This window comes from Variovorax sp. dw_308, assembly GCF_019207085.1.
Taxonomy (GTDB): domain Bacteria; phylum Pseudomonadota; class Gammaproteobacteria; order Burkholderiales; family Burkholderiaceae_C; genus Variovorax.
Genome location: NZ_JAATOM010000003.1, coordinates 171405 through 196239, shown reverse-complemented (window position 1 = coordinate 196239; position 24835 = coordinate 171405). Strand labels below are relative to the sequence as shown.

The window sequence follows — 24835 nt, the reverse complement described above, 5'->3', positions numbered from 1 at the left end:
GACCGCACCCAAAGCAACGACAACGATCGTGCGCCGCCGCCGGCATGGCCCAAAGGTTTTAACTTCTGGAGCTTTCCCATGTCTGACCTCTTTGAAGCGACCGCCCTGGTCGTTCCGTTTGAGAACCTGAGAATGACCGACGTCGAGTCGGTCGGCGGCAAGAACGCCAGTCTCGGCGAGATGATTTCCCAACTGCCGCAAGGCGTGCGCGTGCCTACGGGCTTCGCGACAACGGCGCATGCGTTCCGTCAGTTCCTGGCGCATGACGGCCTGGCCGACAAGATCAGCAAGCGCCTTGCCGCGCTCGACACCGAAGACGTGCGCGCACTGGCTGTGGCCGGTGCCGAGATCCGCGCAATGGTCGAGGCCCAGCCTTTCCCGGAAGACTTGCAAAAAGCCATTGCCGATGCCTTCGCCACGCTGAGCGCCGGCAACCCGCAAGCCAGCTTCGCCGTGCGCTCGTCCGCTACGGCAGAAGACCTGCCTGACGCATCCTTCGCCGGCCAGCAAGAGACTTTTCTCAACGTGGTCGGCATCGATGACGTGCTGCACAAGATGAAGGAGGTGTTCGCCTCCCTCTACAACGACCGCGCCATCAGCTATCGCGTGCACAAGGGCTTCGCGCATGACGTGGTCGCACTGTCCGCCGGCGTGCAGCGCATGGTGCGCTCCGACCTCGGCGCGGCCGGCGTGATGTTCACCATCGACACCGAGTCCGGCTTCGAAGACGTGGTGTTCATCACCTCCAGCTATGGGCTGGGCGAGACGGTGGTGCAGGGCGCCGTGAACCCCGACGAGTTCTACGTCCACAAGCCGATGCTCAAGGCCGGCAAGCGCTCGGTGATCCGCCGCAACCTCGGCTCCAAGTTGATCCAGATGGAGTTCGCCACGCCGGAGGAAAAGAAGGCGACCGGCAAGCTGGTCAAGACCACCGACGTGCCGACAGAGCAGCGCAACCGTTATTCGCTGACCGATGCGGACGTCGAGCAACTCGGCAGGTACGCGCTTGTCATCGAGGAACACTATGGCCGCCCGATGGACATCGAATGGGGGAAGGACGGCACCGACGGGCTGCTCTACATCCTGCAGGCGCGCCCCGAGACCGTGAAGAGCCAGCAGCAAGGCAAGGCCGAACAGCGCTACAAGCTGCTGGGCAAGGGCGCCGTGCTGGCAGAGGGCCGTGCCATCGGCCAGAAGATCGGCACCGGCCCCGTGCGCCTCGTGCACAACATCAGTGAGATGGACAAGGTGCAGGCCGGTGACATCCTCGTCACCGACATGACCGACCCGAACTGGGAGCCGGTGATGAAGCGCGCCTCCGCGATCGTCACCAACCGCGGTGGGCGTACCTGCCACGCGGCCATCATCGCGCGCGAACTCGGCATTCCGGCCGTGGTCGGCTGCGGCGACGCGACCGAGCTGCTGAAGGAAGGCACGCTGGTCACGGTGAGCTGCGCCGAGGGCGACACCGGCTTCATCTACGACGGCTTGCTCGAAACCGAAGTCACCGAGGTCACGCGCGGCGAGATGCCGCCGATCGACCTCAAGATCATGATGAACGTCGGCAACCCGCAGCTGGCTTTCGACTTCGCGCAATTGCCCAATCACGGCGTGGGGCTGGCGCGGCTCGAGTTCATCATCAACAACAACATCGGCGTGCACCCGAAGGCGATCCTCGACTATCCGAATGTCGACGTCGACCTGAAGAAAGCCGTGGAATCGGTGGCGCGCGGGCACGCGTCGCCGCGTGCGTTCTACGTCGACAAGGTGGCGGAAGGCATCGCCACCATCGGCGCCGCCTTCTGGCCCAAGCCGGTGATCGTGCGTTTGTCGGACTTCAAGTCGAACGAATACCGCAAGCTGATCGGCGGCTCGCGCTACGAGCCCGAGGAAGAGAACCCTATGCTTGGCTTCCGTGGCGCCGCGCGCTACGTGAGCGAGGAATTCCGCGAAGCCTTCCTCATGGAGTGCGAAGCGCTCAAGCGCGTGCGCAACGAGATGGGCCTGACCAACGTGCAGATCATGGTGCCCTTCGTGCGCACGCTGGGCCAGGCCGAGCGCGTGACAGGCCTGCTGGCCGCCGAAGGTTTGAAGCGCGGCGAGAACGAACTCAAGATCATCATGATGTGCGAGGTGCCGAGCAACGCCATCCTGGCCGACGAGTTCCTGCAGTACTTTGACGGCTTCTCGATCGGTTCCAATGACCTGACCCAGCTCACCCTGGGCCTGGACCGCGACTCGGGCCTCGAGCTGCTCGCCGCCGACTTCGACGAGCGCGATCCTGCCGTCAAGGCCATGCTGAGCCGCGCCATCAAGGCCTGCAAGGCGCGAGGCAAGTATGTCGGCATCTGCGGCCAGGGCCCCAGCGACCATCCCGACTTCGCGTTGTGGCTGGCAGAGCAGGGCATCGAGTCGATCTCGCTTAACCCCGACAGCGTGATCGACACCTGGAAGCAACTCGCGGCGCGCTGAAGGCCCGTCAGGCGGCCCGGGCTGAGGCGGGCCGGGCCGGGCGACACGCGCTGTGTTGCTCGCGCTACGCAATCGATCACACTGCGACGCTATTTGCCGCGACTGATTGTGTCAATTTGCAACTTGTTGCCAGTTTGGTGTCAGACTTCTATGTCATCAGGGAATGGAAGTCTGCCGTTTGCCATGGGCGCAAGACCCCGCACGGCTCCTGCGAATCAAATCGCGTGAGAGATAGCCATGATTCTCGTGAAGACCGAAGCCGGGCAACAGGCGTTCAGGGACCGGACGATCCGGCTTACGCCCCGCCAGCGCTCGGCATTCTTCCTTTGCGACGGCAAGCGCACCATCGAAGAAGTTCAAGCTGCCGGCGTGAACATTGCACGCGAAGACCTGGACGAGATGGTTTCGCTCGGCATGCTCAGGGCGATCAACGGCGTGACGCACGATGTCGTGCTGGGTGAGGTCGTCGCTTCGCCAGTCATCGTCACCGCTGAGGCGAGCAATGACGGTCGCTCTGCCCAGGACCGATACAAGGCTGCGTATCCGATCGCGACGCGCCTCTCCGGCAGCTTGGGCCTGCGTGGCTTCAGGCTCAACCTGGCGGTCGAAGGCACGTCCAGTTACGAGGAACTGCTCGCTTTGGCCCCCAGGATCCGCGCTGCCGTCGGGCCGGACAGGGCCGCGGAACTCGATAACGCGTTGGGAACCTGAGGCCGCTAAAACCGGGCTATAATAATCGGCTTTGCCTTGCCACACCGCGCACGACGCTGCGGGTGGCTTAACCCCTTCCCCAGGGAAGACCCATAAGGAGCGCCATGCGTCACTATGAAATCATTTTGCTGATCCACCCGGATCAGAGCGAGCAAGTTCCGGCCATGCTGGAGCGTTACAAGGGCCTGATCACGGCCGGCGGCGGCAAGATCCACCGCGTTGAAGACTGGGGCCGTCGCCAGTTGGCCTACCAGATCAACAAGCTCAACAAGGCTCACTACCTGTGCGTGAACATCGAGGCTGAACAAGCTGTGATGGCCGAACTGGAACACGCGTTCAAGTTCAACGACGCCGTGCTGCGCCACCTCACCGTCCAGAAGAAGAAGGCCGACACCGGTCCTTCGTCGATGATGAAGACGGTCGAGCGCGAAGAAGCCCGCAAGGCTCAACAGGCCGAATACGCTGCCGCCAACAACAACTGATGGCGTGAAGGCTGCCGCAGCCAACCAGGTCCGCCTGACTGCCTGCGTCGCCGAACTCGGAACCTTGCGATACACGCCTGCCGGATTGCCCGCCATCGACCTGAAGCTCGAACACGAGTCGACTGTCGAAGAGGCCGGAAAACCAAGGCAGGTGAAGGCGGCCCTCAAGGCCGTGGCGTTCGGCGCAATAGCCGAGCGACTCGCAAGGCAGGCGATGGGAAGTCTCTGGTTGTTTCAGGGCTTCCTTGCCACTCCGGGGAACGGCAAGCATCCGGTTTTGCACATCCAGGATTTTCAGCAAGATTAATTTTTCAGAGGTCCAACCATGGCCACGTTCAAGAAATTCAACAAAGACAAGCGCCCGAAGCGCAACACCCAGTCGCTGCTGTTCAAGCGCAAGCGCTTCTGCCGCTTCACCGTCGCTGGCGTCGAAGAGATCGACTACAAGGACATCGACACGCTGCGCGACTTCATCAGCGAAAACGGCAAGATCATCCCCGCACGCCTGACCGGCACGCGCGCGATCTACCAGCGCCAGCTCAACACCGCCATCAAGCGCGCACGCTTCCTGGCCATGGTGCCGTACAGCGACCAGCACCGCGTCTAAGGAGCCAGACACCATGCAAATCATTCTTCTGGACAAGGTCGTCAACGTCGGCGCCCTCGGCGACATCGTCAAGGTCAAGGACGGCTACGCCCGCAACTTCCTGATCCCTTCGGGCCGCGCCCGTCGCGCCACCGAAGCCAACAAGGCCGAATTCGCCGCCAAGCGCGCCGAACTCGAAAAGGCTGCGGCCGCCAAGCTGGCCGAATCGCAAGCTCAGGGCGAGAAGCTCGGTGGCACCGCCATCAAGCTGACGCAAAAGGCTGGCGTCGACGGCCGCCTGTTCGGCTCGGTCACCAACCACGACGTCGCCGAAGAGCTGAACAAGCAAGGCTACAAGGTCGTGAAGTCGCAAGTGCGCATGCCCAACGGCCCGATCAAGACCGTTGGCGACAGCACCGTGAGCGTTGCACTTCACACCGACGTGGTGGTCGACATCACCGTCACCGTGTACGGCGAAACCGCTTAAGTCACGCTGATCAGGGGCTGCCTTCGGGTGGCTTCGAACCAAAGGCCGCCTTCGGGCGGCCTTTGTCTTGTGGCGCGCAGGTTGTCCTTTGCGCTCCACCGAAATCCCACTGTTTATCCACAGCGTTATCCCATGACGCAAGCTGCCGTGCGCCTTAGCATGTCGGGTTGCAAGGAATTCCATGTCCGCCGTTTTTTCCTATGCCGACAATGACTCGTCGGCCGATCGCCAAGTCGCACAACTGCGCATCCCGCCCCATTCGATCGAGGCCGAGTCGAGCGTGCTGGGGGGGTTGCTGCTCGACAACGGCGCGTGGGATCGCGTCGCCGACCTGCTCGAGGAAGGCAACTTCTACCGCTACGAACACAAGCTGATCTACACGGCGATCAGCACCCTGATCAACGGCAGCAAGCCGGCCGATGTGATCACGGTGTTCGAGAACCTGCAGAGCCTGGGCAAGGCCGACGAGATGGGCGGCCTGGCCTATCTCAACTCGCTCGCGCAATACGTACCGAGCGCGAGCAACATCCGCCGCTATGCCGAGATCGTTCGCGAGCGCTCGATCCTGCGCAAGCTGGTGAGCGCGGCCGACGAGATCGCGACCAATGCCTTCAACACGCAAGGCAAACCGGTCGACAAGATCCTGGACGAGGCCGAGCAGAAGATCTTCCACATCGGGGAAGAGGGGACGCGCGGCAAGCAGGGCTTCCAGAGCATGGATTCACTCGTGGTCGAGTTGCTCGACCGCGTGACCGAGATGGCCGACAACCCGAACGACATCACCGGCATCCGCACCGGCTTTGATGAGTTCGACAAGATGACCTCGGGCCTGCAACCGGGCGACATGATCGTGCTGGCCGCGCGCCCGTCGATGGGCAAGACCTCGCTCGCGATCAACATCGCCGAGCACGTGGCGCTCAATGAAGGCCTGCCGGTGGCCGTGTTCTCGATGGAAATGGGCGCCTCGCAATTGGCGGTGCGCATCGTCGGCTCGATCGGCCGCATCGACCAGGGCCACCTGCGCACCGGGAAGCTCACCGACGAGGAATGGCCGCGCCTGACGGAAGCCATCGAGAAGCTGCGAACCATCTCGCTGCACATCGACGAGACGCCCGGCCTCACGACCAGTGAACTGCGCGCGAACTCGCGCCGGCTCGCGCGCCAGTACGGCAAGCTCGGCCTCATCGTGGTCGACTACCTGCAGCTCATGAGCGTGTCGAGCTCGATGAACGACGAGAACCGGGCCACGGCGGTGGGTGAAATCTCGCGCGGCCTGAAGATGCTGGCCAAGGAACTGAAGTGCCCGGTCATCGCCCTTTCGCAGCTGAGCCGCGGTGTTGAAAGCCGTACCGACAAGCGCCCGATGATGAGCGACTTGCGCGAATCCGGCGCCATCGAGCAGGACGCGGACTTGATCATGTTCATCTACCGCGACGACTACTACAACAAGGACTCGAAAGAGCCCGGTGTTGCGGAAGTCATCATCAGCAAGCACCGCAATGGCCCGACCGGCACGGTGAAGCTGGCGTTCCTGAAGCCGCTGACGAAGTTCGAGAACCTTGCCGGGTATGGCGGGCATGATTACTAGGGCGATGCCGTCCCTTCGGCCTGGTGATCTCCGCCAGCGCATGTGAACGGTTCTATCCGGCCACGTTGCGCTCGGCACGCACCTTGCGCATGAAGTCCGCCAGGGTCTTGCCGGGCTCGTCGTGGAAGCGTTGCGCCAACGGCTCGGCCATGTCGATGCGATCGACCCGGAAGCCGCGGAAGTCGTTGCGCATCTCGCACCAGGCCGAGAGCGTCCAGACCTTGCCCCAATAGAAGCAACCCAGCGGACGCACCGTGCGCTCGCTCGGCGCGTCGCTCAGGTCGCGATAGACCAGGTGCAGCTTCTGGCGCGAATGCACGGCTTCGCGCAGCGTCTGCAAGCGGGATCGCGTGGCGTCGTCGAGCGCCAGCGCCGGCGCATAGAGGGCGATGGCTTCGGCCGAGATGCGGGCCGCGGGCGGCAGTACCGACAGGATCTTGCCGAGCGCGCTTTCGATGTCGCGCGCCATCGCCGCGTCGACCCAGCTTTGCGCGAGGCGCGCGGCCGCCACGAGTGCGCTGGCCTCATCCTGCGTGAACATCAATGGCGGCAACTCGAAGCCCGCGCCAAGCCGGTAGCCGACGCCCGCCTCGCCCTCGATCGGCACGCCCTGATGCTGCAAGTCCGCCACATCGCGATAGATCGTCCGCTGCGAAACTTCGAGCCTTTGCGCCAGGAACGCGGCCGTGGTCAGGCGGCGTCCGCGGATGAGTTGCACGATCTGAAAAAGACGATCGGCGCGGCGCATCAGATCAGTCGTCTCTCGTAGTCTTCGACGAAAAAGCGCTTGCCGCGCTGCACGACGGTGTGGCCTTCTGCCTCGAGCTTGCGCATTTGCGACTCGATGCCACCGGGATACTTGGGGTTGAGTTCTCCGCCGATCTTCAGTGTGCGCCACCACGGTGTCGTTCCCTGCGCTTCCTCGACGGCATGCGCCACCATGTGCGCAAAGATCGCGGTGGTCACCGTGCAGCCGATGGTCGCATGGTGCCGCGCCGCGATGTCCTCGCCGATGCCGAACACGGTGGCAAGCCGACTCTCGGGCACGCCGCGCATCGCCGCCTCGACTTCCTGCGGCGAGGGCGTGGCGATGGTGCCATCGCCGCGGCGCGCGCGCATCGCGAACGGTATGGGTTTCACATTCGGCAGGTGCGGATAGCTGGCGAGGCGGCTCGTCCAACTCTTCTTCGGCGCGGTCATTCGGGAGTCAAAGCGCCAGCGATGGCAGGTCGGCCCGCATCGCGTCGGCAATCAGGCGCATGTCGTGCGCGCTGACCTCGAACAGTCCGAAGCGGAACCTGGCGCCCCAGCGCTTCGGGTCCTCGACGAAATCGAAGGACTCGATGAGCGGTGCGATCGGCGTCTCCGTTGCCTTGGCATACCTGACATCGCGACGCCATGGCACGAAGCCGTTGCCCATTTCGGCGGTGTACGGCTCGCCGGGCTGGACGATGCCGACGGAGACGAAGCTCTGCAGCTTGTCGGCGCCGCCGAACACTGTGGCCGGCGAATAGTAGGCAATCCTGTCGGCGGGCGCGACGCGCTTCAGCGGCGCGCCCTTGCCATGGCCGACCTGCATGAAGCCGACCGGCTGATGATCGCGGCCCATGCGCGCATGTTCCGCGCTGGCGATGGCGATCCAGTTGCGGGGTGCCGTCATGATCTCAGGCCGTCGCGTGCAGGCCGACCTCGTTGCCCTCGGTGTCGCGCATGTGGGCAATGAAGCCGATAGCCTGCGGCAGCTCGAATTTCGGCGAAACGACTTGACCACCGGCGCCTTCGATGCGGGCGAGCGCGGCGTCGATGCTGGGCATGCAGTCGAGGTAGATACGGATGCCCGCGCCGGGCGCCGCGCTCGCGTTGGCGCCGAGTTGCAGGCAGCCGCCGGTGGCCGGCGCATCGTACGGAAACACAGCCAGGTGTTCACCGCCGAAATCCTGGCGTCGCAAGGAGCGGCCCAGCACCGTCTCGTAGAAGCGCTGCGCGCGGTCCATGTCGGCGACGGGAATTTCGAACCAGTTGATCGCATTGCTCATTTCAAACTCTCTTTCGTTGGAAGGGAGCCCGCATGGTGCGAGGGTGCTGCTGACAGCGTATTGTCAGTAGCCTGTCACCCGGTCGCAAAAAAGCCCACTGCGTCGATGGCGACGAGCGGGCCCATTGTGGAGTGCTGGCGAGATGCGGGAACCGAACGCAGAAGTCGCAAAGGCTCGCAGAGGTCGCAAAAAACAAAGAAAAGATGGAAGCTCTCTCCTTCTGCGACTTTTGCGTTCCTTTGTCTTCCTTCTGCGTTCGGCTACCCGATCCCGATCCTTGATTTCAGAGCACTTCGCTGGCGAAATCGGCCAGCCGCGAGCGTTCGCCGCGTGCCAGCGTGATGTGCCCGCCGTGCGGCCAGCCCTTGAATTTGTCGACCGCGAAGGTCAGGCCGGACGAGCCCTCGGTGAGGTAGGGCGTGTCGATCTGCGCCAGGTTGCCCATGCAGATGATCTTGGTCCCCGGACCCGCGCGCGTGATGAGCGTCTTCATCTGCTTGGGCGTAAGGTTCTGCGCCTCGTCGACGATCACGTACTTGTTCAGGAAGGTGCGGCCTCGCATGAAGTTCATGCTCTTGATCTTGATGCGCGAGCGGATCAGTTCGTTGGTCGCCGCGCGGCCCCATTCGCCGGCGCTGCCACCGTCGCCCTTGGCCAGGAATTCGAGGTTGTCGTCGAGTGCGCCCATCCACGGGCCCATCTTCTCTTCCTCGGTGCCGGGCAGGAAACCGATGTCTTCGCCGACGCTCACGGTGGCGCGCGTCATGATGATCTCGGTGTAGCGCCGGTCGTCGAGCACCTGCGTCAGACCGGAGGCCAGGGCCATCAGCGTCTTGCCGGTGCCGGCCGTGCCGGTCAGCGTGACGAAGTCGATCTCCGGGTCCATCAGCACATTCATCGCGAAGTTCTGCTCGCGGTTCTTGGTCGACACGCCCCAGACGCCGTTTTTGGCGGAGCTGTAGTCCTTCAGCGTCTTGAGTACCGCGGTCTTGTCGCGGATCTCGGTGACGCGGGCGTACATGCTGGGCTCGCCGGGTGCCTCGAAGTACACGAATTGGTTGATGTAGAGATTCGGAACGATCGGGCCGGTGATCCGGTAGAAAGTCGTGCTGCCGCTCTGCCAGCTCTCGACGGTCTTGCTCTGGCGCGTCCAGAAGTCGGGCGGCAGCGCGAGCGAGCCGGAGTAGAGCAGGTCGCCGTCTTCCAGCGTCTTGTCGTTCTGATAGTCGTCTGCGGCAAGACCCAGCGCGCGCGCCTTGACGCGCATGTTGATGTCCTTGGACACCAGCACCACTTCCTGCTTCGGATGGCCGGGGCGATCCTGCGAGTACAGGTCGCGCAACGCGTGCACCACGCCGAGGATCTGGTTGTCGGCCTTGCCCTGCGGCAGGCTGCTCGGCAGCGAGAAGTCCATCACCTCGGTCTGGAAGAACAGCTTGCCGCCGGCACCCGTATGCCCAGTGGTGTCGAGTCGCAGGCCCTTCGCAATGTCCGCGCCTTTGGCGCCAGCAAGCGCATCGAGCGTGCGGCTGGTCTGGCGGCCGTTGCGTGCGACCTCGGTCGTGCCCTTCTTGTGGCCATCGAGTTCCTCGAGCACGATCATCGGCAGGTAGATGTCGTGTTCCTCGAATCGGAACAGGCACATCGGGTCGTGCAGCAGCACATTGGTGTCGAGCACGAAGAGCTTGGCAGGGCCGTTCGACTTGGCACGGCGCGGGCGGCTTTCCTGCGGCGCCGCCTTGGGCCGTGCGATCGGCGCGGGAACGGACACTGGCAGTGGCTCTTGCGGGCCGCGTGCCTGCATCGGCTCGGGAGCCCTTTCGACGATGCGCTCCGGCGCCGGTTGTGGGCGCGGCTTGGTTTCGACCTGGTGCATCACCTCGTTCGACGCCGGGCCACCGGCTTCGTTCGCGCGGGTGTCGAACAATTCCAGCGGCTGCGGCGCCACGCCGCGCGCATTCTCTGCGTGCCGGCTGCCGCTGCTGCGGCGCGAGGGCTTGGATGACGAATGCGCAGGCGCGTCAAGCGCGTCGGGCGAAAGAAGGGCGGCACGCTTCGTGGGGGCGGGGGGCAGGGGCATGGAGTGGTGTGCTCGCAAAGGTGATGGAACCAGAAAATAAAAAAGCCGCCTGGCGAGCCGGGCGGCTTTTTTGGGGGAGCGCGGTTGTTGCGATCAACAGCATTAGGCCACTATACACGCCGCATTACCACGTCAACCTCGCGCGTGGCGAGATTGAAACATACTGTTTCAGGCTGCCTTCTTGAGCGCCTTGACTTCCTTGAGGACGTCGTCGACATGCCCGGGTACCTTGAGGCCGCGCCATTCAGCCTTGAGGATGCCATCGGCGCCGATCAGGAAGGTGCTGCGCTCGATGCCCTTGACCTTCTTGCCATACATGATCTTGTTCTTGACCACGCCGAACATGTGACACATTTTTTCTTCCGTGTCGGCGATGAGTTCGAAAGGAAGCTCGAGCTTGGCCTTGAATTCATCGTGCGACTTCATGTTGTCGCGCGAGACGCCAAACACCGTGGCGCCGGCCTTCACGAAGTCCTTGTAGCGGTCGCGAAACTGCATGGCTTCGGTGGTACAACCGGGTGTGTTGTCCTTCGGGTAGAAATACATCACCAACACGTGGCCGAGGTGGGAGGTGTTCGAGACCTTGATGCCACCGGTCGCGTTGGATTCGAACTCGGGAATGGGTTTGTTGACAACGATCGCCATGAAACTTGTTTTCTCCGTTATGGTTCCCGAGGGAAGATTGGCCGTTGCTTACCGAAAACCGCCGGGACGGCCTTGGGCGCCCGCGGTGAGCGTCCGCCAGCCTTTTTCGCAACCCATGATTTTACCCCGAAATGCCTCAGTCTCCCGCGGCTGGGCTCTCGATCAGCAGCGCCGCCAGGACGTGCCGTCCCTCGCCCGCAAGGATGTTGTAGGTACGGCAGGCTGCGGCGGTATCCATCGTTTCCACGCCTGTGCGCAGGGCCATCAACGGCTGTAGCCATTGCGGCTGGGGGAAGCGAATGCGCACACCGCTGCCGAAAATCACCAGTTCGGCGCCCAGTGATGCAAATTGCGCGAAATGCGAGGAATTCAAGTCCTCGAAACGTTCGCAGTCCCAGGCAAAACGCTCGCCGCGAGAGCCGACCACGACGCTGTGACCGACCTTCTCGTTGTTGATCGCGACCCAGCCCGGGCCGTGTGCAGTGATGGTTTGGGTGTCGGATTTGTCGGGCTGGAGCTTCATCAGATGGGGTGTGGAACTGTGGTCAAATTATAGGTTTTCCCCAGTGACAAGCCGCCCGGGAGGGCCTTTGAAAACGCTCAAGAAATCGACCAAGCTCGCCAACGTGCTCTACGACATCCGTGGCCCGATCATGGATGCGGCCAAGCAAATGGAGGAAGAGGGTCAAAAAATCATCAAGCTCAATATCGGCAACCTCGCGATATTCGGCTTCGACGCGCCGGAAGAGGTGCAGCAGGACATGATCCGGAACCTGCCGGCATCGGCGGGTTATTCCGACAGCAAGGGCATCTTCGCCGCGCGCAAGGCGGTGATGCATGAGACGCAGAAGCAGGGCATTGCCGGCGTCGCGCTCGATGACATCTACCTGGGCAACGGCGCGAGCGAACTGATCGCGATGGCGACCAATGCGCTGCTGAACGACGGCGACGAACTTCTGCTGCCCGCGCCCGACTATCCGCTGTGGACGGCGGTGTCGAGCCTGTCAGGCGGCAGGCCGGTGCACTACATCTGCGACGAGGCCGATGGCTGGATGCCGAGCCTCGACGACATTCGTTCGAAGATCACGCCGCGTACCAAGGGCATCGTGGTCATCAACCCGAACAACCCCACGGGCGCGCTGTATTCGGTCGACCTGCTCAAGGGAATCGTCCAGATCGCGCGCGAGCACAGCCTGGTGATCTTCGCCGACGAGGTCTACGACAAGGTGCTCTACGACGGCGTCAAGCACACGGCCATCGCCAGCCTGAGCAACGACGTGGTCACGCTCACCTTCAATTCGCTCTCGAAGAGCTATCGCTCCTGCGGCTACCGGGCGGGCTGGCTCGTGGTGTCGGGCGACAAGAAGCGGGCGCAGGACTACATCGAGGGGCTCAACATGCTCTCGAACATGCGCCTGTGCGCCAACGTGCCGGGGCAATGGGCGATCCAGACGGCGCTGGGCGGCTACCAGAGCATCAACGACCTGGTGGGCGAAGGCGGCCGGTTGCGCCGCCAGCGCGACCTGGCCTACGAGCTGATCACCGCGATCCCGGGCGTGACCTGCGTCAAGCCGGTGGCGGCGCTCTACATGTTCCCCAAGCTGGACCCAAAGATTTACCCGATCGAGGACGACCGCCAGTTCTTCCTCGAACTGCTCAAGGAAACCAAGGTCATGCTGGTGCAAGGCACCGGCTTCAACTGGGCCACGCCGGACCATTTCCGCATCGTGTTCCTGCCCCATGAAGAAGACCTGCGCGAAGCGGTGAACCGCATCGCGAAGTTCCTTGAGCGCTATCGCAATCGAAATGACTGAATCCATGAAACCCATCCAGGTCGGCCTTCTGGGCATCGGCACCGTCGGCAGCGGCACCTTCAACGTCCTCAAGCGCAACCAGGAAGAAATCAAGCGCCGCGCCGGTCGCGGCATCGAGATCACGATGGTGGCTGACCTCGACACTGCGCGTGCCAAGGCGGCTGTCGGTGAAGGTGTGCAGGTGGTGAGCGACGCACGCGCAGTGATCGCCAACCCCGACATCGACATCGTCATCGAACTCATCGGTGGCTACGGCATCGCGAAGCAACTGGTGATGGAAGCCATCGCCGCGGGCAAGCACGTGGTCACGGCCAACAAGGCGCTGTTGGCCGTGCACGGCACGGAGATCTTCGAGGCCGCGCAGCAGAAGGGCGTGATGGTCGCTTTCGAGGCCGCAGTGGCCGGCGGCATCCCGATCATCAAGGCGCTGCGCGAAGGCCTGACGGCGAACAGCATCCAGTGGATCGCCGGGATCATCAACGGAACGACCAACTTCATCCTGTCCGAGATGCGCGACAAGGGCCTGGATTTCGCCACCGTGCTGAAGGAAGCGCAGCGCCTGGGCTACGCCGAAGCCGATCCGACCTTCGACATCGAAGGCGTGGATGCGGCGCACAAGGTCACGCTGATGAGCGCGATCGCGTTCGGCATCCCGGTGCAGTTCAGCAAGGCGCATGTCGAGGGCATCACCAAACTGGCGGCGCAGGACATCAAGTACGCGGAACAGCTCGGCTATCGCATCAAGCTGCTGGGCATCACCAAGCGCGCCAAGGGCGGGATCGAGCTGCGTGTGCATCCGAGCCTGGTGCCGGCCAAGCGCCTGATCGCGAACGTCGAAGGCGCGATGAATGCGGTGGTGGTGCATGGCGATGCCGTTGGCACCACGCTGTATTACGGCAAGGGGGCGGGCAGCGAGCCGACCGCGAGCGCGGTGATCGCCGACCTGGTCGACATCACGCGCCTGCACACGGCCGATGCGGCGCAGCGCGTGCCGCATTTGGCCTTCCATCCGAACGCGATGAATGACCACCTCGACGTGCTGCCGATGCGCGAAGTCGTGACGAGCTACTACCTGCGCCTGCGCGTGGCCGATGAGGCCGGCGTGCTGGCGAAGGTGACCGGGTTGCTGGCCAGTGCCGGCATCAGCATCGATGCAGTGCTGCAGCGCGAAGCCGACGAAGTCGGCGGCGAGGGGTCCACGCAGACCGACCTGATCATCCTCACGCACGACACGCGCGAAGGCACGGTCGACGACGCGTTGGCGGAGTTGCAGGCGCTGCCGACGGTGCTGGCGCCGATCGTGCGGATTCGCAAGGAAGAGTTGAGCTGATGCGGTATCTCTCGACCCGCGGCGACACCACGCCGCGCAAGTTCTGCGACATCCTGCTCGAAGGGCTCGCGCCCGATGGCGGCCTTTACTTGCCCGAGCGTTATCCGCAAGTCGACACGGCAACGCTCGCCAGGTGGCGCAAGCTGCCGTATCACGAACTGGCCTTCGAAGTCCTCTCGCTCTACATCGACGACATTCCGGCCGCCGACCTGAAGACGTTGTGCGCGAAGACGTACACCGCCGAAGTCTTCGGCACCGAAGAGATCGTGCCGCTGCGCGAGCTCGAGGACGGCGTGTACCTCGAAGCGCTGTCGAACGGCCCGACGCTCGCGTTCAAGGACATGGCAATGCAGTTGCTCGGCAACCTGTTCGAGTACGAACTGGCGCGCCGCGGCGAAGAGCTCAACATCCTCGGCGCGACCAGCGGCGACACTGGCAGCGCGGCCGAATACGCGATGCGCGGCAAGCATGGCGTGCGCGTGTTCATGACCTCGCCCGAAGGCCGCATGAGCCCGTTCCAGCAGGCGCAGATGTTCAGCCTTCAAGACGCGAACATCCACAACATCGCGATCGCCGGCGTGTTCGACGATTGCCAGGACATCGTCAAGGCGGTGTCGAACGACCTGGACTTCAAGCGCAAGTACAAGATCGGCACGGTCAACTCGATCAACTGGGCGCGCCTGCTGGCGCAGGTCGTCTACTACTTCGCGGGGTATTTCCAGGCGACGGCGAGCAATGACAAGCCGGTGAGCTTCACCGTGCCCTCGGGCAACTTCGGCAATGTGTGCGCAGGCCACGTGGCGCGCATGATGGGCCTGCCGATCCAGACGCTGGTGGTCGCCACCAACGAGAACGACGTGCTCGACGAGTTCTTCCGCACCGGCGTCTACCGCGTGCGTTCGGCCGCCGACACGCACGAGACGTCGAGCCCGTCGATGGACATCAGCAAAGCCAGCAACTTCGAGCGTTTCGTGTTCGACCTGGTCGGGCGGGACGGCGCAAGGCTGCGTGGCTTGTTCGAAGACGAACTCGGCAAGACCGGCCGCTTCGACCTGAGCCAGGACCCGGCCTTCGCGCAGGCTGCCGCACGCTTCGGCTTCCGCAGCAGCCGCAGCACCCATGCCGACCGGCTCGCTACCATCCGCGACACCAACAAGCGCTTTGCCACGCTCATCGACACGCACACGGCCGACGGGCTCAAGGCCGCGCGCGAGCACCTGGTGCCGGGTGTCCCGATGGTCGTGCTTGAAACCGCCTTGCCAATCAAGTTCGCCGAAACCATCGTCGAGGCGCTGGGCCACGAGCCCGACCGGCCGAAGAGATTCATCGGCATCGAGTCGCTGCCCAAGCGGGTCATGTCGCTGCCCGCCGATGCGAAGGCCGTCAAGTCGTACATCGCCGCGCACTGTGACTGAGCAGGGCCACGGCGCCCATCCGGCATGAAAGTCATCGGCTTCGCCGGCTATTCCGGTGCCGGCAAGACCACCCTCGTCGAACGCCTGATTCCCGTGCTCAAGCGGCACGGACTGCGCGTGTCGGTGGTCAAGCATGCGCACCACAAGTTCGACATCGACCATCCGGGCAAGGACACGTTCCGCCATCGAGAGGCCGGTGCATTCGAAGTCGTCGTGGCGTCAGACCGCCGCCTGGCGCTGATGCGCGAGTTCGAGCAGCCGGCACAACTCTCGGTGCATCAACTTGTTGCCGAACTGGACGCCGGTGTCGACTGGGTGCTGGTCGAGGGATTCAAGCAGAGCGACCTGCCGAAGATCGAGGTCTGGCGGGCGACGGCCGAAGGCGAGACGGAGCGGCCGGCTTGCTATGTCGAAGACGAACGCGTCGCCGCCATCGCGACCGATACGCCCGAATCCTTGCCGTTGCCAACGAGCCTGCCGTTGTTCGACCTCAATGACGCAGAGGCCATCGGGCAATGGCTGATCGACAGCGGTACGCGCTTCGAATACAACCGTGACCATCATGTCTGAAGCTCCTTCCAAACGCCCGCCCTTGATGCCGCTCGACGAGGCGCTCGCCACGCTGCTCGCGAAGGCTGTTCCGGTGATCGGCAGCGAATCGGTGTCGACCTTCGAGGCCGATGGGCGTGTGCTTGCGCAGGAAGTGGTGTCGGGGCTCACCGTGCCGCCGCGCGACAACAGTTCGATGGACGGCTATGCCGTGCGCGTCGCGGACTGCGGTGCGCCCGGCGCGGTGCTCACGGTCGCGCAGCGCATTCCCGCCGGTACGGTCGGCGTGCCGCTGGCCGCGGGCACGGCTGCGCGCATCTTCACCGGGGCGCAGATCCCCGCCGGTGCCGACGCGGTGGTGATGCAGGAGGACACGACGGCCTTGCCAGAGGAGGGTTCGCTGGGCCGGGTGCAGATCGACCTGGTGCCGGCCACCGGTCAATGGATTCGTCGCGCCGGCGAAGACGTCGCCTGCGGCGACGTGGTGCTCTCGCGCGGCGAGCGCCTTTCGCCTGCGGCGCTCGGCTTGGCGGCCAGCGTCGGCATGGACCGCCTGCAAGTGGCCCGGCGCCCGCGTGTCGCGTTGCTGTCGACCGGCGACGAACTCGTGATGCCCGGCGAGGTGGCGCCCGAGGCGATGAAGCCCGGTGCCATCTACAACTCCAACCGCTTCTTCATGCGTGCGCTGCTGAACCGGCTGGGCTGCGAGGTCCATGACCTGGGCATCGTGCCGGACAACCGAGAGACGACGATCGACGCGCTGCGGCGCGCGGCCGAAACCAACGACGTGATCATCACGACGGGCGGCGTTTCCGTCGGCGAAGAGGACCACATCAAGGCCGCCGTGCAGGCGCTCGGCGAATTGCAGCTGTGGTCGCTGTCGATGAAGCCGGGCAAGCCGTTTGCGTATGGGCGCATCGGCAACGCACATGTGACGGGATTGCCCGGCAATCCGGTGTCGAGCTATCTGACGTTCATGCTGCTGGTGCGTCCCTTCCTGCTCACGCTCCAGGGCGCGACGCGCGTCGCGCCGCAGCCGATCGCCGTGCGGGCCGATTTCGACTGGCCGCGCGCGGACAAGCGTCGCGAGTTCCTGCGCGCGCGCCGCAATGCGAAGGGCGGGCTCGACCTGTTTGCGAACCAGAGTTCAGGCGTGCTCACGTCAGCGGTCTGGGGCGACGGCGTCATCGACACGCCTGCGGGCCAACCCTTCAGGTCCGGCGACATCGTGCAGTTCATCTCGTTCGCTTCGCTGCTCGCATGATGCGCGTCACGGTTCGCTATTTCGCTTCGGTGCGCGAGGCGCTCGGCAAGGGCAGCGAGACGGTGGAGACCGGAGCGTCCACGCTGGCCGCCCTGCGCGACGAATTGATCGGGCGCGGCGAGCCCTATGCGAGCGCGCTTGCGCGTGGCAAGGCAGTGCGCATGGCCCTGGACCAGCTCATGAGCGCCGAGGATGCGGCATTGAAGGACGGGAGCGAAGTCGCGTTCTTCCCTCCGGTCACCGGCGGGTAAACGAGCTCGCCCCCAGGCTCCGCGCACTTCGTGCGCTTCTCCTCCCCCCTGCCGGGGGCAGCACCAGCAGCCCGGCAAGGCCTGTTCTGCGGTGCTTCGGCGGATTCACATCACGCCGAAGATCTCCAGCGCCTTGCACGCGCTCATGCCGCCGCGGATCGCGTCGGCGACCTTGTTCTCCGTTCGCACCTTCTCCAGCGCCTTGGCCACGGCCTCCGCTTCGACCGCGCGCGGTATCACGATGACGCCTTCGCGGTCGCCGAAGAGCAGGTCTCCGGGGGCGATGCGCACGCCGTCGATCTCGATGGTGCAGCGGTAGTCGATGACCTGGCCGCGCACGCCCTGGTCCTGCGCGTAGGTGCCGCGGCAGAACACGGTGAAGCCGAGGCTTTCGATCTCGTTGGCATCGCGCACGTAGCCGTCCAGCACGGCGCCTGCCGCTTTCAGGTGCTGTGCGCGGGTGGACATCAGGCCGCCCCACAGGGCGTAGCGCAGCGATGCGCCGGTGGCGATGTAGATCTCGCCCGGCTTCAGGTCGTCGAGCGCTTCCAGCATCAGGCCGAAGGACTTGCCCGAGAGCGGGCCTTTCGATTTCGTGCCGTCGTTGATGACGTCCGCCTCCAGCACCGGCATGGCGCGGCCGATGATGCGCATGGACTTGTCCAGCGGCGTGATGCCGGGCGGCAGGAACTGGTGCTGGTAGCCCATGGTGTCGAGCACGTCTCCCACCGCGGCGACGAAGAGTTCGTCGCGCATCTGCTGGAACAAGGTTGCATCGCTGTGGTCGCTCATGATGTCTCCGGAGTTGGGTGTCGGACGATGCTACGCAAGCGCGGCCAGCAGCGCATGCAGGCGAACACGCATGGACTCGGACGCGCCGGTCATGGGGGCCCGCAGGGCGTCGCCCATGAGGCCTTCCAGCGCCAGCGCAGCCTTGATCGGCGCCGGGTTCGGCTCCGCGAAAAGGCATTCGATCAGCGGCAGCAGCGGTTGCCAGAGCGACCGTGCCTCGGCGAGTCGGCCTTCGCGCAGCCGCTGGATGACATCGACGAATCGCGCCGTCTGCAGGTGCCCGCTGGCCGCGATGGCGCCGACGCCGCCTTCCGCGACCGTGCTGAAGATCTGTGCGTCTTCGCCGGCCAGCACCTGGAGGCGGCCGTCCGCGATCAGGGTGCGGACCTTGTCGGCATCACCGCTGCAATCCTTGACCCCGACGATGTTCGGGTGCGCCGCCAGCGCCAGCAGGGTGGCGCGTTCCAGCGTCGCGCCGGTGCGGTAGGGGATGTCGTAGACAAGGACCGGCGCCGTGCTCGCATCGGCGATGGCTGTGAACCAGTCGACGAGCCCTTGCTGCGACGGCCGGATGTAGTGCGGTGGTGGCACCAGCAGCCCGGCCAGCGGCTCGCGGTTCAGGTGCCGCACCCATTCGAGCGTCTGGCCGAGGTGATAGCCGGAGATGCCCATGACGCGCGGCAATTCCGGTGCGGCGCCGGCGACGGTGGCAAGGGCGGCCATTTGCTCGCGCTCGTCGAGCGCAGCGGCTTCACCGGTCGAGCCGCAGACCACGGTTCCTGCAATGCCTGCGGGCACCAACCGCCGGACCAACGCGCGCAGCGCCGCATGGTCGACCGCATCGCCCTCGAAGGGCGTGACAAGCGGGACCCAGAGGCCGGAAAAATCGGGAGTGAATGAAGAATCGATGGACACGCAGTTTCCTTTCAGGAATCGACCGATGGAATGAACCATCGTCGGATGCGCGCACATCAACACGTGGGGGCCGGGAGGGCTCCTGCTGGTTCCGTCGCTCATCCGACGACGGAACCGAGGCTCCGGTCAGACGAGCTTTGGTTTTTTGGCTTTGCCACCCATGCGTGCGAAGTCCAAGCCTTCCGCAGAAGGCGATTGGAGAAGCAGGAGCCGGGGAGACATGGCCCGCAATGTACTACGGCTTGCGGCGCAAGCGCCAGATTTGCCATGGGCCAGACGCCGCGCGTAGCCTTCCGGACACACGACCTCGACTTGATGGTCGAGAGGGGTCATTGGGGCTTGAGCGGGATCGGCTCCGGGTGCCGGGCGTGCCATGCACGCAAAGCCTGCCGATACTCGTCCATGGCCAGATCGTAGAGGTCGAAGATGCAGGGGTTGCAGCCATCGCCGCAGCAAGCATCCAGGTCGGGTTGCTCGGGCGCCTGGGGCATCGGATCGGGGTCTTGTGCAGTTGGCGATGTCATTGACGCAACAGTAACGGGTCTGTGGTGGCCTTGATGGCGACGCAGGTGTAGCAGGCGCTCATTTCAGTGGCCCATGACGCCGGGCGTCTTCTGCGACGTATGAAACTCGGACGGGGGCGCGGTCCGAGGGCGGTGGGTATCCCCCTCCAAGCGTCCCCGACTCAGCGCCTCGATTGGCACCGAACGTTGCTTTCGTCGGGATGTTTCATCTACGTGTAGCGTTTCTCCAGCGCATCCCATTCCGGCTTGCCGACCAAACGCTGGCGTTCGGCGAAGGGCGTCACCAAGGCCGGGTCTTCGTCGATGCGCCGGGTCTCGCGCAGCACGGTCAGCGCCTTCTGCATGCCGGCCACGGCGCCTTGCAGCGCGGCATTGGCGTACAGCACGATGCCGTAGCCCAACTCGCCCAGTTCCTCTGCGCCAAAGATCGGCGTGCGGCCACCGATCACCATGTTCATCAACTGCGGCTTGTACAGGCGCCTTGGCAGCGCGCGAATCTCCTCGGCCGTGGTGACGGCTTCGACAAAGAGGATGTCGGCGCCGGCCTCGGCGAATTGCTGGGCGCGCTCGATCGCTGCTTCGAAGCCTTGCGTGGCGCAGGCGTCGGTGCGGGCCATGACGAGGAAGTCCGGGTCGTGCCGCGCATCCACCGCAGCCTTGATCTTGCTGACGGCCTCCTCGGTGGAAATGACTTCCTTGCCCGAGAAATGGCCGCAGCGCTTGGGCGCGACCTGGTCTTCGAGCTGGATGCAGTCGGCGCCGGCGCGTTCCAGAACGCGCACCGTGTGGCGCACGTTCAGCGCATTGCCGAAACCCGTGTCGGCGTCGACGATCAGCGGCAGGTTGACGGCGTCGCGGATGCGCGCGGTGTGGTCGGCGATCTCGTGCAGGCCCATGAAACCCTGGTCCGGCATGCCGAACCACATGTTGGTGACGCCGGCGCCGGTGATGTAGACGGCTTCGTAGCCCAGGTCTTCGATGACCTTGGCCGACAGCGCGTTGAACGCGCCGGGCACGATCACGCCGCGGCGTGCTTCGGCCAGGACCTTGAGTTGTTTGCGGGTGGACATTGCTGGATTTCCTCAGGGATTCAAAAACTGTCGGCGGGCACGCGGACCGTGCCTTCCATCAGCACGCGTGCGCTGCGGCTCATCGTGGCCTTGGTGACCGTCCATTGGCCGTCGACGAGCGCAGCCTCGGCGCCCACGCGCAAGGTGCCGGAGGGATGGCCGAAGCGCACGGCCGTGCGCTCGCCGCCGCCCGCCGCCAGATTCACCAGCGTGCCGGGGATGGCGGCGGCGGTGCCGATGGCCACGGCCGCCGTGCCCATCATCGCGTGGTGCAGCTTGCCCATGGACAGGGCGCGCACCAGCAGGTCGACGTCGCCGGCCGCGATCGCCTTGCCGCTGGACGCGGTGTAGCTCCTCGGCCTGGCGACGAAGGCGACCTTGGGCGTGTGCTGGCGCCTGGCGGCTTCGTCGACGTTCTGGATCAGCCCCATGTGCACCGCGCCGTGGGCGCGGATGGCCTCGAACTTGGCCAACGCCTTGGCATCGCCGTTGATGGCGTCCTGCAACTCGGTGCCGGTGTAGCCGATGGATTCGGCGTCCACGAAGATGGTCGGGATGCCGGCGTTGATCAGCGTGGCGTTGAGGGTACCGACGCCGGGAACCTCAAGATCGTCGACCAGCCGGCCGGTGGGGAACATGGCGCCGCCGCCTTCGCCCTCGCCTTCATCGGCGGGGTTGATGAATTCCAGTTGCACCTCGGCGGCCGGGAAGGTCACGCCGTCCAGCTCGAAGTCGCCGGTCTCCTGCACCGCGCCCTCGGTGATCGGCACATGCGCGACGATGGTCTTGCCGATGTTGGCCTGCCAGATGCGCACCACCGCCACGCCGTTGCGCGGCACGCGGCTGGCATCGACCAGGCCGTTGCTGATCGCGAAGGGGCCGACGGCGGCCGACAGGTTGCCGCAGTTGCCGCTCCAGTCGACGAAGGCGCTGTCGATGGACACCTGGCCGAACAGGTAGTCGACATCATGGCCGGGCCGCGTGCTCTTCGACAGGATCACCGTCTTGCTGGTGCTCGAAGTGGATCCGCCCATGCCGTCGATCTGCTTGCCGTAGGGGTCCGGGCTGCCGATCACGCGCATCAGCAGCGCATCGCGCGCGGGCCCCGGCACCTGCGCGGTCGCGGGCAGATCGTGCAGGCAGAAGAACACGCCCTTGCTGGTGCCGCCACGCATGTAGGTGGCGGGGATCTTGATCTGTGGAAGGTGTGGCATCAGGCAGCCTGAGGTTCAGCTTGGTGGGTGGATGCAAGGAAGTCCTGCGCAAAGCGTTGCAGCACGCCGCCGGCCTCGTAGATCGACACTTCCTCGGCCGTGTCCAGCCTGCAAGTCATGGGCACTTCGAGGCGTTCGCCATTGCGGCGCGTGATGATCAGTGTCAGCTCGGCGCGCGGGCGGCGTTCGCCCACCACATCGTAGGTCTCGGTACCGTCGATGCCCAGCGTCAGCCTATTCACGCCCCGCTTGAATTCCAGCGGCAGCACGCCCATGCCGATCAGGTTGGTGCGGTGGATGCGCTCGAAGCCCTCGGCCACGATGGCTTCCACGCCCGCCAGGCGCACGCCCTTGGCCGCCCAGTCGCGCGAGCTGCCCTGGCCGTAGTCGGCGCCGGCGATGATGATGAGCGGCTGCTTGCGCTGCATGTAGGTCTCGATGCCTTCCCACATGCGCACCACCAAGCCCTCGGGCTCGATGCGGGTCAACGAGCCCTTCCTGACCTTGCCGTCGACCACGGCCATCTCGTTGACGAGTTGCGGGTTGGCAAAGGTCGCGCGCTGCGCGGTCAGGTGGTCGCCGCGGTGCGTGGCGTAGGAGTTGAAGTCCTCTTCCGCCAGGCCCATCCTGTGCAGGTACTCGCCGGCCGCGCTGTCCATCATGATGGCGTTGGAGGGCGACAGGTGGTCGGTCGTGATGTTGTCGGGAAGCACGGCCAGCGGGCGCATACCTCGGAGTGTGCGCTCGCCGGCCAGCGCGCCTTCCCAGTACGGTGGGCGGCGGATGTAGGTGCTTTGCGGGCGCCAGTCGTACAGCGGGCTGATCTTCTCGTCGCTGGCCACGCGGATCTTGAACATCGGGTCGTACACGCGGCGAAAGTGCTCGGGCTTCACGCTCTCGGCGACGATCGCGTCGATCTCTTCGTCGCTGGGCCAGATGTCCTTGAGCGTGACGGCCTGGCCGGCGGCGTCGATGCCCAGCACGTCCTTCTCGATGTCGAAGCGCACCGTGCCGGCGATGGCATAGGCCACCACCAGCGGCGGCGAGGCCAGGAAGGCCTGCTTGGCATAGGGGTGGATGCGGCCGTCGAAGTTGCGATTGCCCGAAAGCACGGCCGTGGCGTACAGGTCGCGCTCGATGACTTCCTGCTGGATGGCCGGGTCGAGTGCGCCGCTCATGCCGTTGCAGGTGGTGCAGGCGAAGGCCACGATGCCGAAGCCCAGCTTCTCCAGTTCAGGCAGCAGGCCGGCTTCTTCGAGGTAGAGCTGCACCGCCTTCGAGCCGGGCGCCAGGGACGACTTGACCCACGGCTTGCGCACAAGCCCACGCGCGTTGGCGTTGCGTGCCAGCAGGCCGGCCGCGATGACGTTGCGCGGGTTGCTGGTGTTGGTGCAGCTGGTGATGGCGGCGATGATGACCGCGCCGTCGGGCAATTTGCCGGGGACTTGCTCCCACTTGGCCGCGATGCCACGCGCCGCCAGGTCCGAGGTCGGCAGGCGCTTGTGCGGGTTCGATGGCCCGGCCATGTTGCGCACCACCGAGGACAGGTCGAATCGCAGCACCCGCTCGTATTCGGCGGTCGCCAGTGCATCGGACCACAGGCCCGCTTCCTTGGCATAGAGCTCGACCAGCCGCACCTGCTCGTCCTCGCGCCCGGTCAGGCGCAGGTAGTCGATGGTCATCTGGTCGATGGAGAACATCGCCGCCGTGGCGCCGAATTCCGGCGTCATGTTGGAGATGGTCGCGCGGTCGCCCAGCGTCAACGCCGACGCGCCCTCGCCGTAGAACTCGAGGTACGCGGCGACCACCTTCTCCTTGCGCAGGAATTCGGTCAGCGCCAGCACGATGTCGGTGGCGGTGATGCTGGGCTGCGGCTTGCCGGTGAGTTCCACGCCCACGATGTCCGGCAGGCGCATCCACGATGCGCGGCCGAGCATCACGCTCTCCGCTTCGAGCCCGCCGACGCCGATCGCGATCACGCCCAGCGCATCGACATGCGGCGTGTGGCTGTCGGTGCCGACGAGCGTGTCGGGGTAGGCCACGCCGTCCTTCGCGTGCACCACGGGGCTCATTCGCTCCAGGTTGATCTGGTGCATGATCCCGTTCCCCGGCGGGATCACCTCGACGTTCTTGAACGCCTTCTTCGTCCACTCGATGAAGTGGAAGCGGTCTTCGTTGCGGCGGTCTTCGATGGCGCGGTTCTTCGCGAAAGCGTCCGGGTCGAAGCCGGCGAACTCGACGGCCAGCGAATGGTCGACGATCAATTGCGTCTGCACCACGGGGTTGACCTTGGCCGGGTCCCCGCCCATGTCGGCGATCGCGTCGCGCAGGCCGGCCAGGTCCACCAGCGCGGTCTGTCCCAGGATGTCGTGGCACACCACGCGCGCGGGAAACCAGGGGAAGTCGCGCTCGCGCTTTCGTTCGATGAGTTGCAGCAGCGATTCGCTGAGGATGGCAGGGTCGCAGCGGCGCACCAGGTTCTCGGCATGCACGCGCGAGGTGTACGGCAGTCTGGCCCAGGCGCCGGGTTGGAGCGCGTCGACCGCTTCGCGGGCATCGAAGTAGTCGAGCGTCGTGTGGGGCAGTCTTTTTCTGTATTGGGTGTTCATG

Annotated in this window: 26 protein-coding genes; 13 read left to right on the top strand and 13 right to left on the bottom strand. The window is 64.9% G+C overall.

The genetic code is table 11. From position 1 onward, the window contains the following. The first annotated feature begins 78 nt into the window (after window positions 1-78). The 7 genes from ppsA (at window position 79) to dnaB (ending at window position 6326) form a co-directional block, all read left to right on the top strand. On the top strand, window positions 79-2472 hold the full coding sequence (gene ppsA, locus HCU76_RS07325) for a phosphoenolpyruvate synthase (RefSeq protein ID WP_218508887.1): 2394 nt from the start codon (window positions 79-81) through the stop codon (window positions 2470-2472). Between the two features lie 237 nt (window positions 2473-2709). Continuing rightward, window positions 2710-3183 (top strand): hypothetical protein, encoded by a 474-nt coding sequence (locus HCU76_RS07320; protein ID WP_213956394.1) that lies wholly within the window; start codon window positions 2710-2712, stop codon window positions 3181-3183. Between the two features lie 104 nt (window positions 3184-3287). Further along, window positions 3288-3665, top strand: coding sequence for a 30S ribosomal protein S6 (gene rpsF / locus HCU76_RS07315; RefSeq protein ID WP_213956395.1), 378 nt, complete (start codon window positions 3288-3290; stop codon window positions 3663-3665). A 4-nt stretch (window positions 3666-3669) separates the two neighbouring features. After that, complete coding sequence (priB, locus tag HCU76_RS07310; RefSeq protein WP_213956396.1) at window positions 3670-3972, top strand: primosomal replication protein N; 303 nt, start codon at window positions 3670-3672, stop codon at window positions 3970-3972. 18 nt (window positions 3973-3990) lie between these two features. Continuing rightward, window positions 3991-4272, top strand: coding sequence for a 30S ribosomal protein S18 (gene rpsR / locus HCU76_RS07305; protein ID WP_007830781.1), 282 nt, complete (start codon window positions 3991-3993; stop codon window positions 4270-4272). A gap of 13 nt (window positions 4273-4285) precedes the next feature. Continuing rightward, on the top strand, window positions 4286-4738 hold the full coding sequence (gene rplI, locus HCU76_RS07300) for a 50S ribosomal protein L9 (protein ID WP_213956397.1): 453 nt from the start codon (window positions 4286-4288) through the stop codon (window positions 4736-4738). A gap of 181 nt (window positions 4739-4919) precedes the next feature. Then, complete coding sequence (gene dnaB / locus HCU76_RS07295; RefSeq protein WP_213956398.1) at window positions 4920-6326, top strand: replicative DNA helicase; 1407 nt, start codon at window positions 4920-4922, stop codon at window positions 6324-6326. A 52-nt stretch (window positions 6327-6378) separates the two neighbouring features. Here the strand turns inward: dnaB and HCU76_RS07290 are convergent, their stop codons facing one another. The 7 genes from HCU76_RS07290 to HCU76_RS07260 all read right to left on the bottom strand — a co-directional run bounded on the left by HCU76_RS07290 (window position 6379) and on the right by HCU76_RS07260 (window position 11610). Then, on the bottom strand, window positions 6379-7074 hold the full coding sequence (locus HCU76_RS07290) for a YafY family protein (RefSeq protein WP_213956399.1): 696 nt from the start codon (window positions 7072-7074) through the stop codon (window positions 6379-6381). Then, window positions 7074-7526: an MGMT family protein gene (locus tag HCU76_RS07285; protein ID WP_213956400.1), complete on the bottom strand. Its 453-nt coding sequence runs from the start codon at window positions 7524-7526 to the stop codon at window positions 7074-7076. Before HCU76_RS07285 ends, HCU76_RS07290 begins: the two co-directional genes overlap by 1 nt. Before the next feature lie 7 nt (window positions 7527-7533). Beyond that, on the bottom strand, window positions 7534-7986 hold the full coding sequence (locus HCU76_RS07280; protein WP_213956401.1) for an EVE domain-containing protein: 453 nt from the start codon (window positions 7984-7986) through the stop codon (window positions 7534-7536). A 4-nt stretch (window positions 7987-7990) separates the two neighbouring features. Beyond that, the gene (locus HCU76_RS07275) at window positions 7991-8362 is read right to left on the bottom strand and encodes a VOC family protein (protein WP_213956402.1); all 372 of its coding nucleotides are present in this window, start codon (window positions 8360-8362) and stop codon (window positions 7991-7993) included. Between the two features lie 283 nt (window positions 8363-8645). Continuing rightward, window positions 8646-10442, bottom strand: coding sequence for a PhoH family protein (locus tag HCU76_RS07270; protein ID WP_213956403.1), 1797 nt, complete (start codon window positions 10440-10442; stop codon window positions 8646-8648). Window positions 10443-10610: 168 nt separating this feature from the next. After that, a complete protein-coding gene (locus HCU76_RS07265) occupies window positions 10611-11087 on the bottom strand; it encodes a peroxiredoxin (protein WP_213956404.1) in 477 nt (158 codons plus the stop codon). A 136-nt stretch (window positions 11088-11223) separates the two neighbouring features. Next, on the bottom strand, window positions 11224-11610 hold the full coding sequence (locus tag HCU76_RS07260) for an Mth938-like domain-containing protein (protein WP_213956405.1): 387 nt from the start codon (window positions 11608-11610) through the stop codon (window positions 11224-11226). Between the two features lie 67 nt (window positions 11611-11677). Between HCU76_RS07260 and HCU76_RS07255 the strand changes: the two genes are divergently transcribed. Genes HCU76_RS07255 through moaD form a run of 6 tightly spaced genes read left to right on the top strand, consistent with a single transcriptional unit; the run spans window position 11678 to window position 17710 of the window. Next, window positions 11678-12901: a pyridoxal phosphate-dependent aminotransferase gene (locus HCU76_RS07255; protein ID WP_218508886.1), complete on the top strand. Its 1224-nt coding sequence runs from the start codon at window positions 11678-11680 to the stop codon at window positions 12899-12901. Window positions 12902-12905: 4 nt separating this feature from the next. Beyond that, a complete protein-coding gene (locus HCU76_RS07250) occupies window positions 12906-14231 on the top strand; it encodes a homoserine dehydrogenase (protein WP_213956407.1) in 1326 nt (441 codons plus the stop codon). Next, on the top strand, window positions 14231-15646 hold the full coding sequence (gene thrC / locus HCU76_RS07245; protein ID WP_218508885.1) for a threonine synthase: 1416 nt from the start codon (window positions 14231-14233) through the stop codon (window positions 15644-15646). Before HCU76_RS07250 ends, thrC begins: the two co-directional genes overlap by 1 nt. 24 nt (window positions 15647-15670) lie before the next feature. Beyond that, window positions 15671-16216 carry a molybdopterin-guanine dinucleotide biosynthesis protein B gene (gene mobB, locus HCU76_RS07240; RefSeq protein ID WP_213956409.1) on the top strand — a complete coding sequence of 182 codons (546 nt, stop codon included), beginning with the start codon at window positions 15671-15673 and terminating at the stop codon, window positions 16214-16216. Beyond that, complete coding sequence (gene glp / locus HCU76_RS07235) at window positions 16209-17459, top strand: gephyrin-like molybdotransferase Glp (RefSeq protein ID WP_256354068.1); 1251 nt, start codon at window positions 16209-16211, stop codon at window positions 17457-17459. The genes mobB and glp overlap by 8 nt, the downstream gene beginning before the upstream one ends. Beyond that, window positions 17459-17710 (top strand): molybdopterin converting factor subunit 1, encoded by a 252-nt coding sequence (gene moaD / locus HCU76_RS07230; protein ID WP_213956440.1) that lies wholly within the window; start codon window positions 17459-17461, stop codon window positions 17708-17710. Before glp ends, moaD begins: the two co-directional genes overlap by 1 nt. Window positions 17711-17815: 105 nt before the next feature. Here moaD and HCU76_RS07225 read toward each other — a convergent pair whose 3' ends face one another. The 6 genes from HCU76_RS07225 to acnD all read right to left on the bottom strand — a co-directional run bounded on the left by HCU76_RS07225 (window position 17816) and on the right by acnD (window position 24834). After that, the gene (locus HCU76_RS07225; protein ID WP_213956410.1) at window positions 17816-18502 is read right to left on the bottom strand and encodes an RraA family protein; all 687 of its coding nucleotides are present in this window, start codon (window positions 18500-18502) and stop codon (window positions 17816-17818) included. Window positions 18503-18532: 30 nt separating this feature from the next. Continuing rightward, entirely contained in the window at window positions 18533-19417 is an 885-nt protein-coding gene (dapA, locus tag HCU76_RS07220; RefSeq protein WP_345944701.1) for a 4-hydroxy-tetrahydrodipicolinate synthase, read from the bottom strand. A 329-nt stretch (window positions 19418-19746) separates the two neighbouring features. Then, entirely contained in the window at window positions 19747-19941 is a 195-nt protein-coding gene (locus HCU76_RS07215) for an oxidoreductase-like domain-containing protein (protein WP_213956412.1), read from the bottom strand. 209 nt (window positions 19942-20150) lie between these two features. Then, window positions 20151-21011, bottom strand: a complete 861-nt coding sequence (locus tag HCU76_RS07210; protein ID WP_213956413.1) for an oxaloacetate decarboxylase — start codon at window positions 21009-21011, stop codon at window positions 20151-20153. 20 nt (window positions 21012-21031) lie between these two features. Beyond that, window positions 21032-22225 (bottom strand): 2-methylaconitate cis-trans isomerase PrpF, encoded by a 1194-nt coding sequence (gene prpF, locus HCU76_RS07205; RefSeq protein WP_213956414.1) that lies wholly within the window; start codon window positions 22223-22225, stop codon window positions 21032-21034. Continuing rightward, on the bottom strand, window positions 22225-24834 hold the full coding sequence (gene acnD / locus HCU76_RS07200) for a Fe/S-dependent 2-methylisocitrate dehydratase AcnD (RefSeq protein ID WP_213956415.1): 2610 nt from the start codon (window positions 24832-24834) through the stop codon (window positions 22225-22227). Before acnD ends, prpF begins: the two co-directional genes overlap by 1 nt. Between the last annotated feature and the right edge of the window lies 1 nt (window position 24835).

What these genes read in the sequence shown, in the direction of transcription:
- HCU76_RS07210 (WP_213956413.1), bottom strand. Translation starts at nt 21,011, where the DNA reads ATGTCCACCCGCAAACAACTCAAGGTCCTGGCCGAAGCACGCCGCGGC.
- mobB (WP_213956409.1), top strand. Translation starts at nt 15,671, where the DNA reads ATGAAAGTCATCGGCTTCGCCGGCTATTCCGGTGCCGGCAAGACCACC.
- HCU76_RS07280 (WP_213956401.1), bottom strand. Translation starts at nt 7,986, where the DNA reads ATGACGGCACCCCGCAACTGGATCGCCATCGCCAGCGCGGAACATGCG.
- acnD (WP_213956415.1), bottom strand. Translation starts at nt 24,834, where the DNA reads ATGAACACCCAATACAGAAAAAGACTGCCCCACACGACGCTCGACTAC.
- thrC (WP_218508885.1), top strand. Translation starts at nt 14,231, where the DNA reads ATGCGGTATCTCTCGACCCGCGGCGACACCACGCCGCGCAAGTTCTGC.
- HCU76_RS07320 (WP_213956394.1), top strand. Translation starts at nt 2,710, where the DNA reads ATGATTCTCGTGAAGACCGAAGCCGGGCAACAGGCGTTCAGGGACCGG.
- prpF (WP_213956414.1), bottom strand. Translation starts at nt 22,225, where the DNA reads ATGCCACACCTTCCACAGATCAAGATCCCCGCCACCTACATGCGTGGC.
- HCU76_RS07265 (WP_213956404.1), bottom strand. Translation starts at nt 11,087, where the DNA reads ATGGCGATCGTTGTCAACAAACCCATTCCCGAGTTCGAATCCAACGCG.
- HCU76_RS07285 (WP_213956400.1), bottom strand. Translation starts at nt 7,526, where the DNA reads ATGACCGCGCCGAAGAAGAGTTGGACGAGCCGCCTCGCCAGCTATCCG.
- HCU76_RS07250 (WP_213956407.1), top strand. Translation starts at nt 12,906, where the DNA reads ATGAAACCCATCCAGGTCGGCCTTCTGGGCATCGGCACCGTCGGCAGC.
- ppsA (WP_218508887.1), top strand. Translation starts at nt 79, where the DNA reads ATGTCTGACCTCTTTGAAGCGACCGCCCTGGTCGTTCCGTTTGAGAAC.
- rpsF (WP_213956395.1), top strand. Translation starts at nt 3,288, where the DNA reads ATGCGTCACTATGAAATCATTTTGCTGATCCACCCGGATCAGAGCGAG.
- moaD (WP_213956440.1), top strand. Translation starts at nt 17,459, where the DNA reads ATGCGCGTCACGGTTCGCTATTTCGCTTCGGTGCGCGAGGCGCTCGGC.
- rplI (WP_213956397.1), top strand. Translation starts at nt 4,286, where the DNA reads ATGCAAATCATTCTTCTGGACAAGGTCGTCAACGTCGGCGCCCTCGGC.
- rpsR (WP_007830781.1), top strand. Translation starts at nt 3,991, where the DNA reads ATGGCCACGTTCAAGAAATTCAACAAAGACAAGCGCCCGAAGCGCAAC.
- HCU76_RS07290 (WP_213956399.1), bottom strand. Translation starts at nt 7,074, where the DNA reads ATGCGCCGCGCCGATCGTCTTTTTCAGATCGTGCAACTCATCCGCGGA.
- glp (WP_256354068.1), top strand. Translation starts at nt 16,209, where the DNA reads ATGTCTGAAGCTCCTTCCAAACGCCCGCCCTTGATGCCGCTCGACGAG.
- HCU76_RS07260 (WP_213956405.1), bottom strand. Translation starts at nt 11,610, where the DNA reads ATGAAGCTCCAGCCCGACAAATCCGACACCCAAACCATCACTGCACAC.
- HCU76_RS07270 (WP_213956403.1), bottom strand. Translation starts at nt 10,442, where the DNA reads ATGCCCCTGCCCCCCGCCCCCACGAAGCGTGCCGCCCTTCTTTCGCCC.
- HCU76_RS07215 (WP_213956412.1), bottom strand. Translation starts at nt 19,941, where the DNA reads ATGACATCGCCAACTGCACAAGACCCCGATCCGATGCCCCAGGCGCCC.
- dnaB (WP_213956398.1), top strand. Translation starts at nt 4,920, where the DNA reads ATGTCCGCCGTTTTTTCCTATGCCGACAATGACTCGTCGGCCGATCGC.
- HCU76_RS07225 (WP_213956410.1), bottom strand. Translation starts at nt 18,502, where the DNA reads ATGAGCGACCACAGCGATGCAACCTTGTTCCAGCAGATGCGCGACGAA.
- HCU76_RS07275 (WP_213956402.1), bottom strand. Translation starts at nt 8,362, where the DNA reads ATGAGCAATGCGATCAACTGGTTCGAAATTCCCGTCGCCGACATGGAC.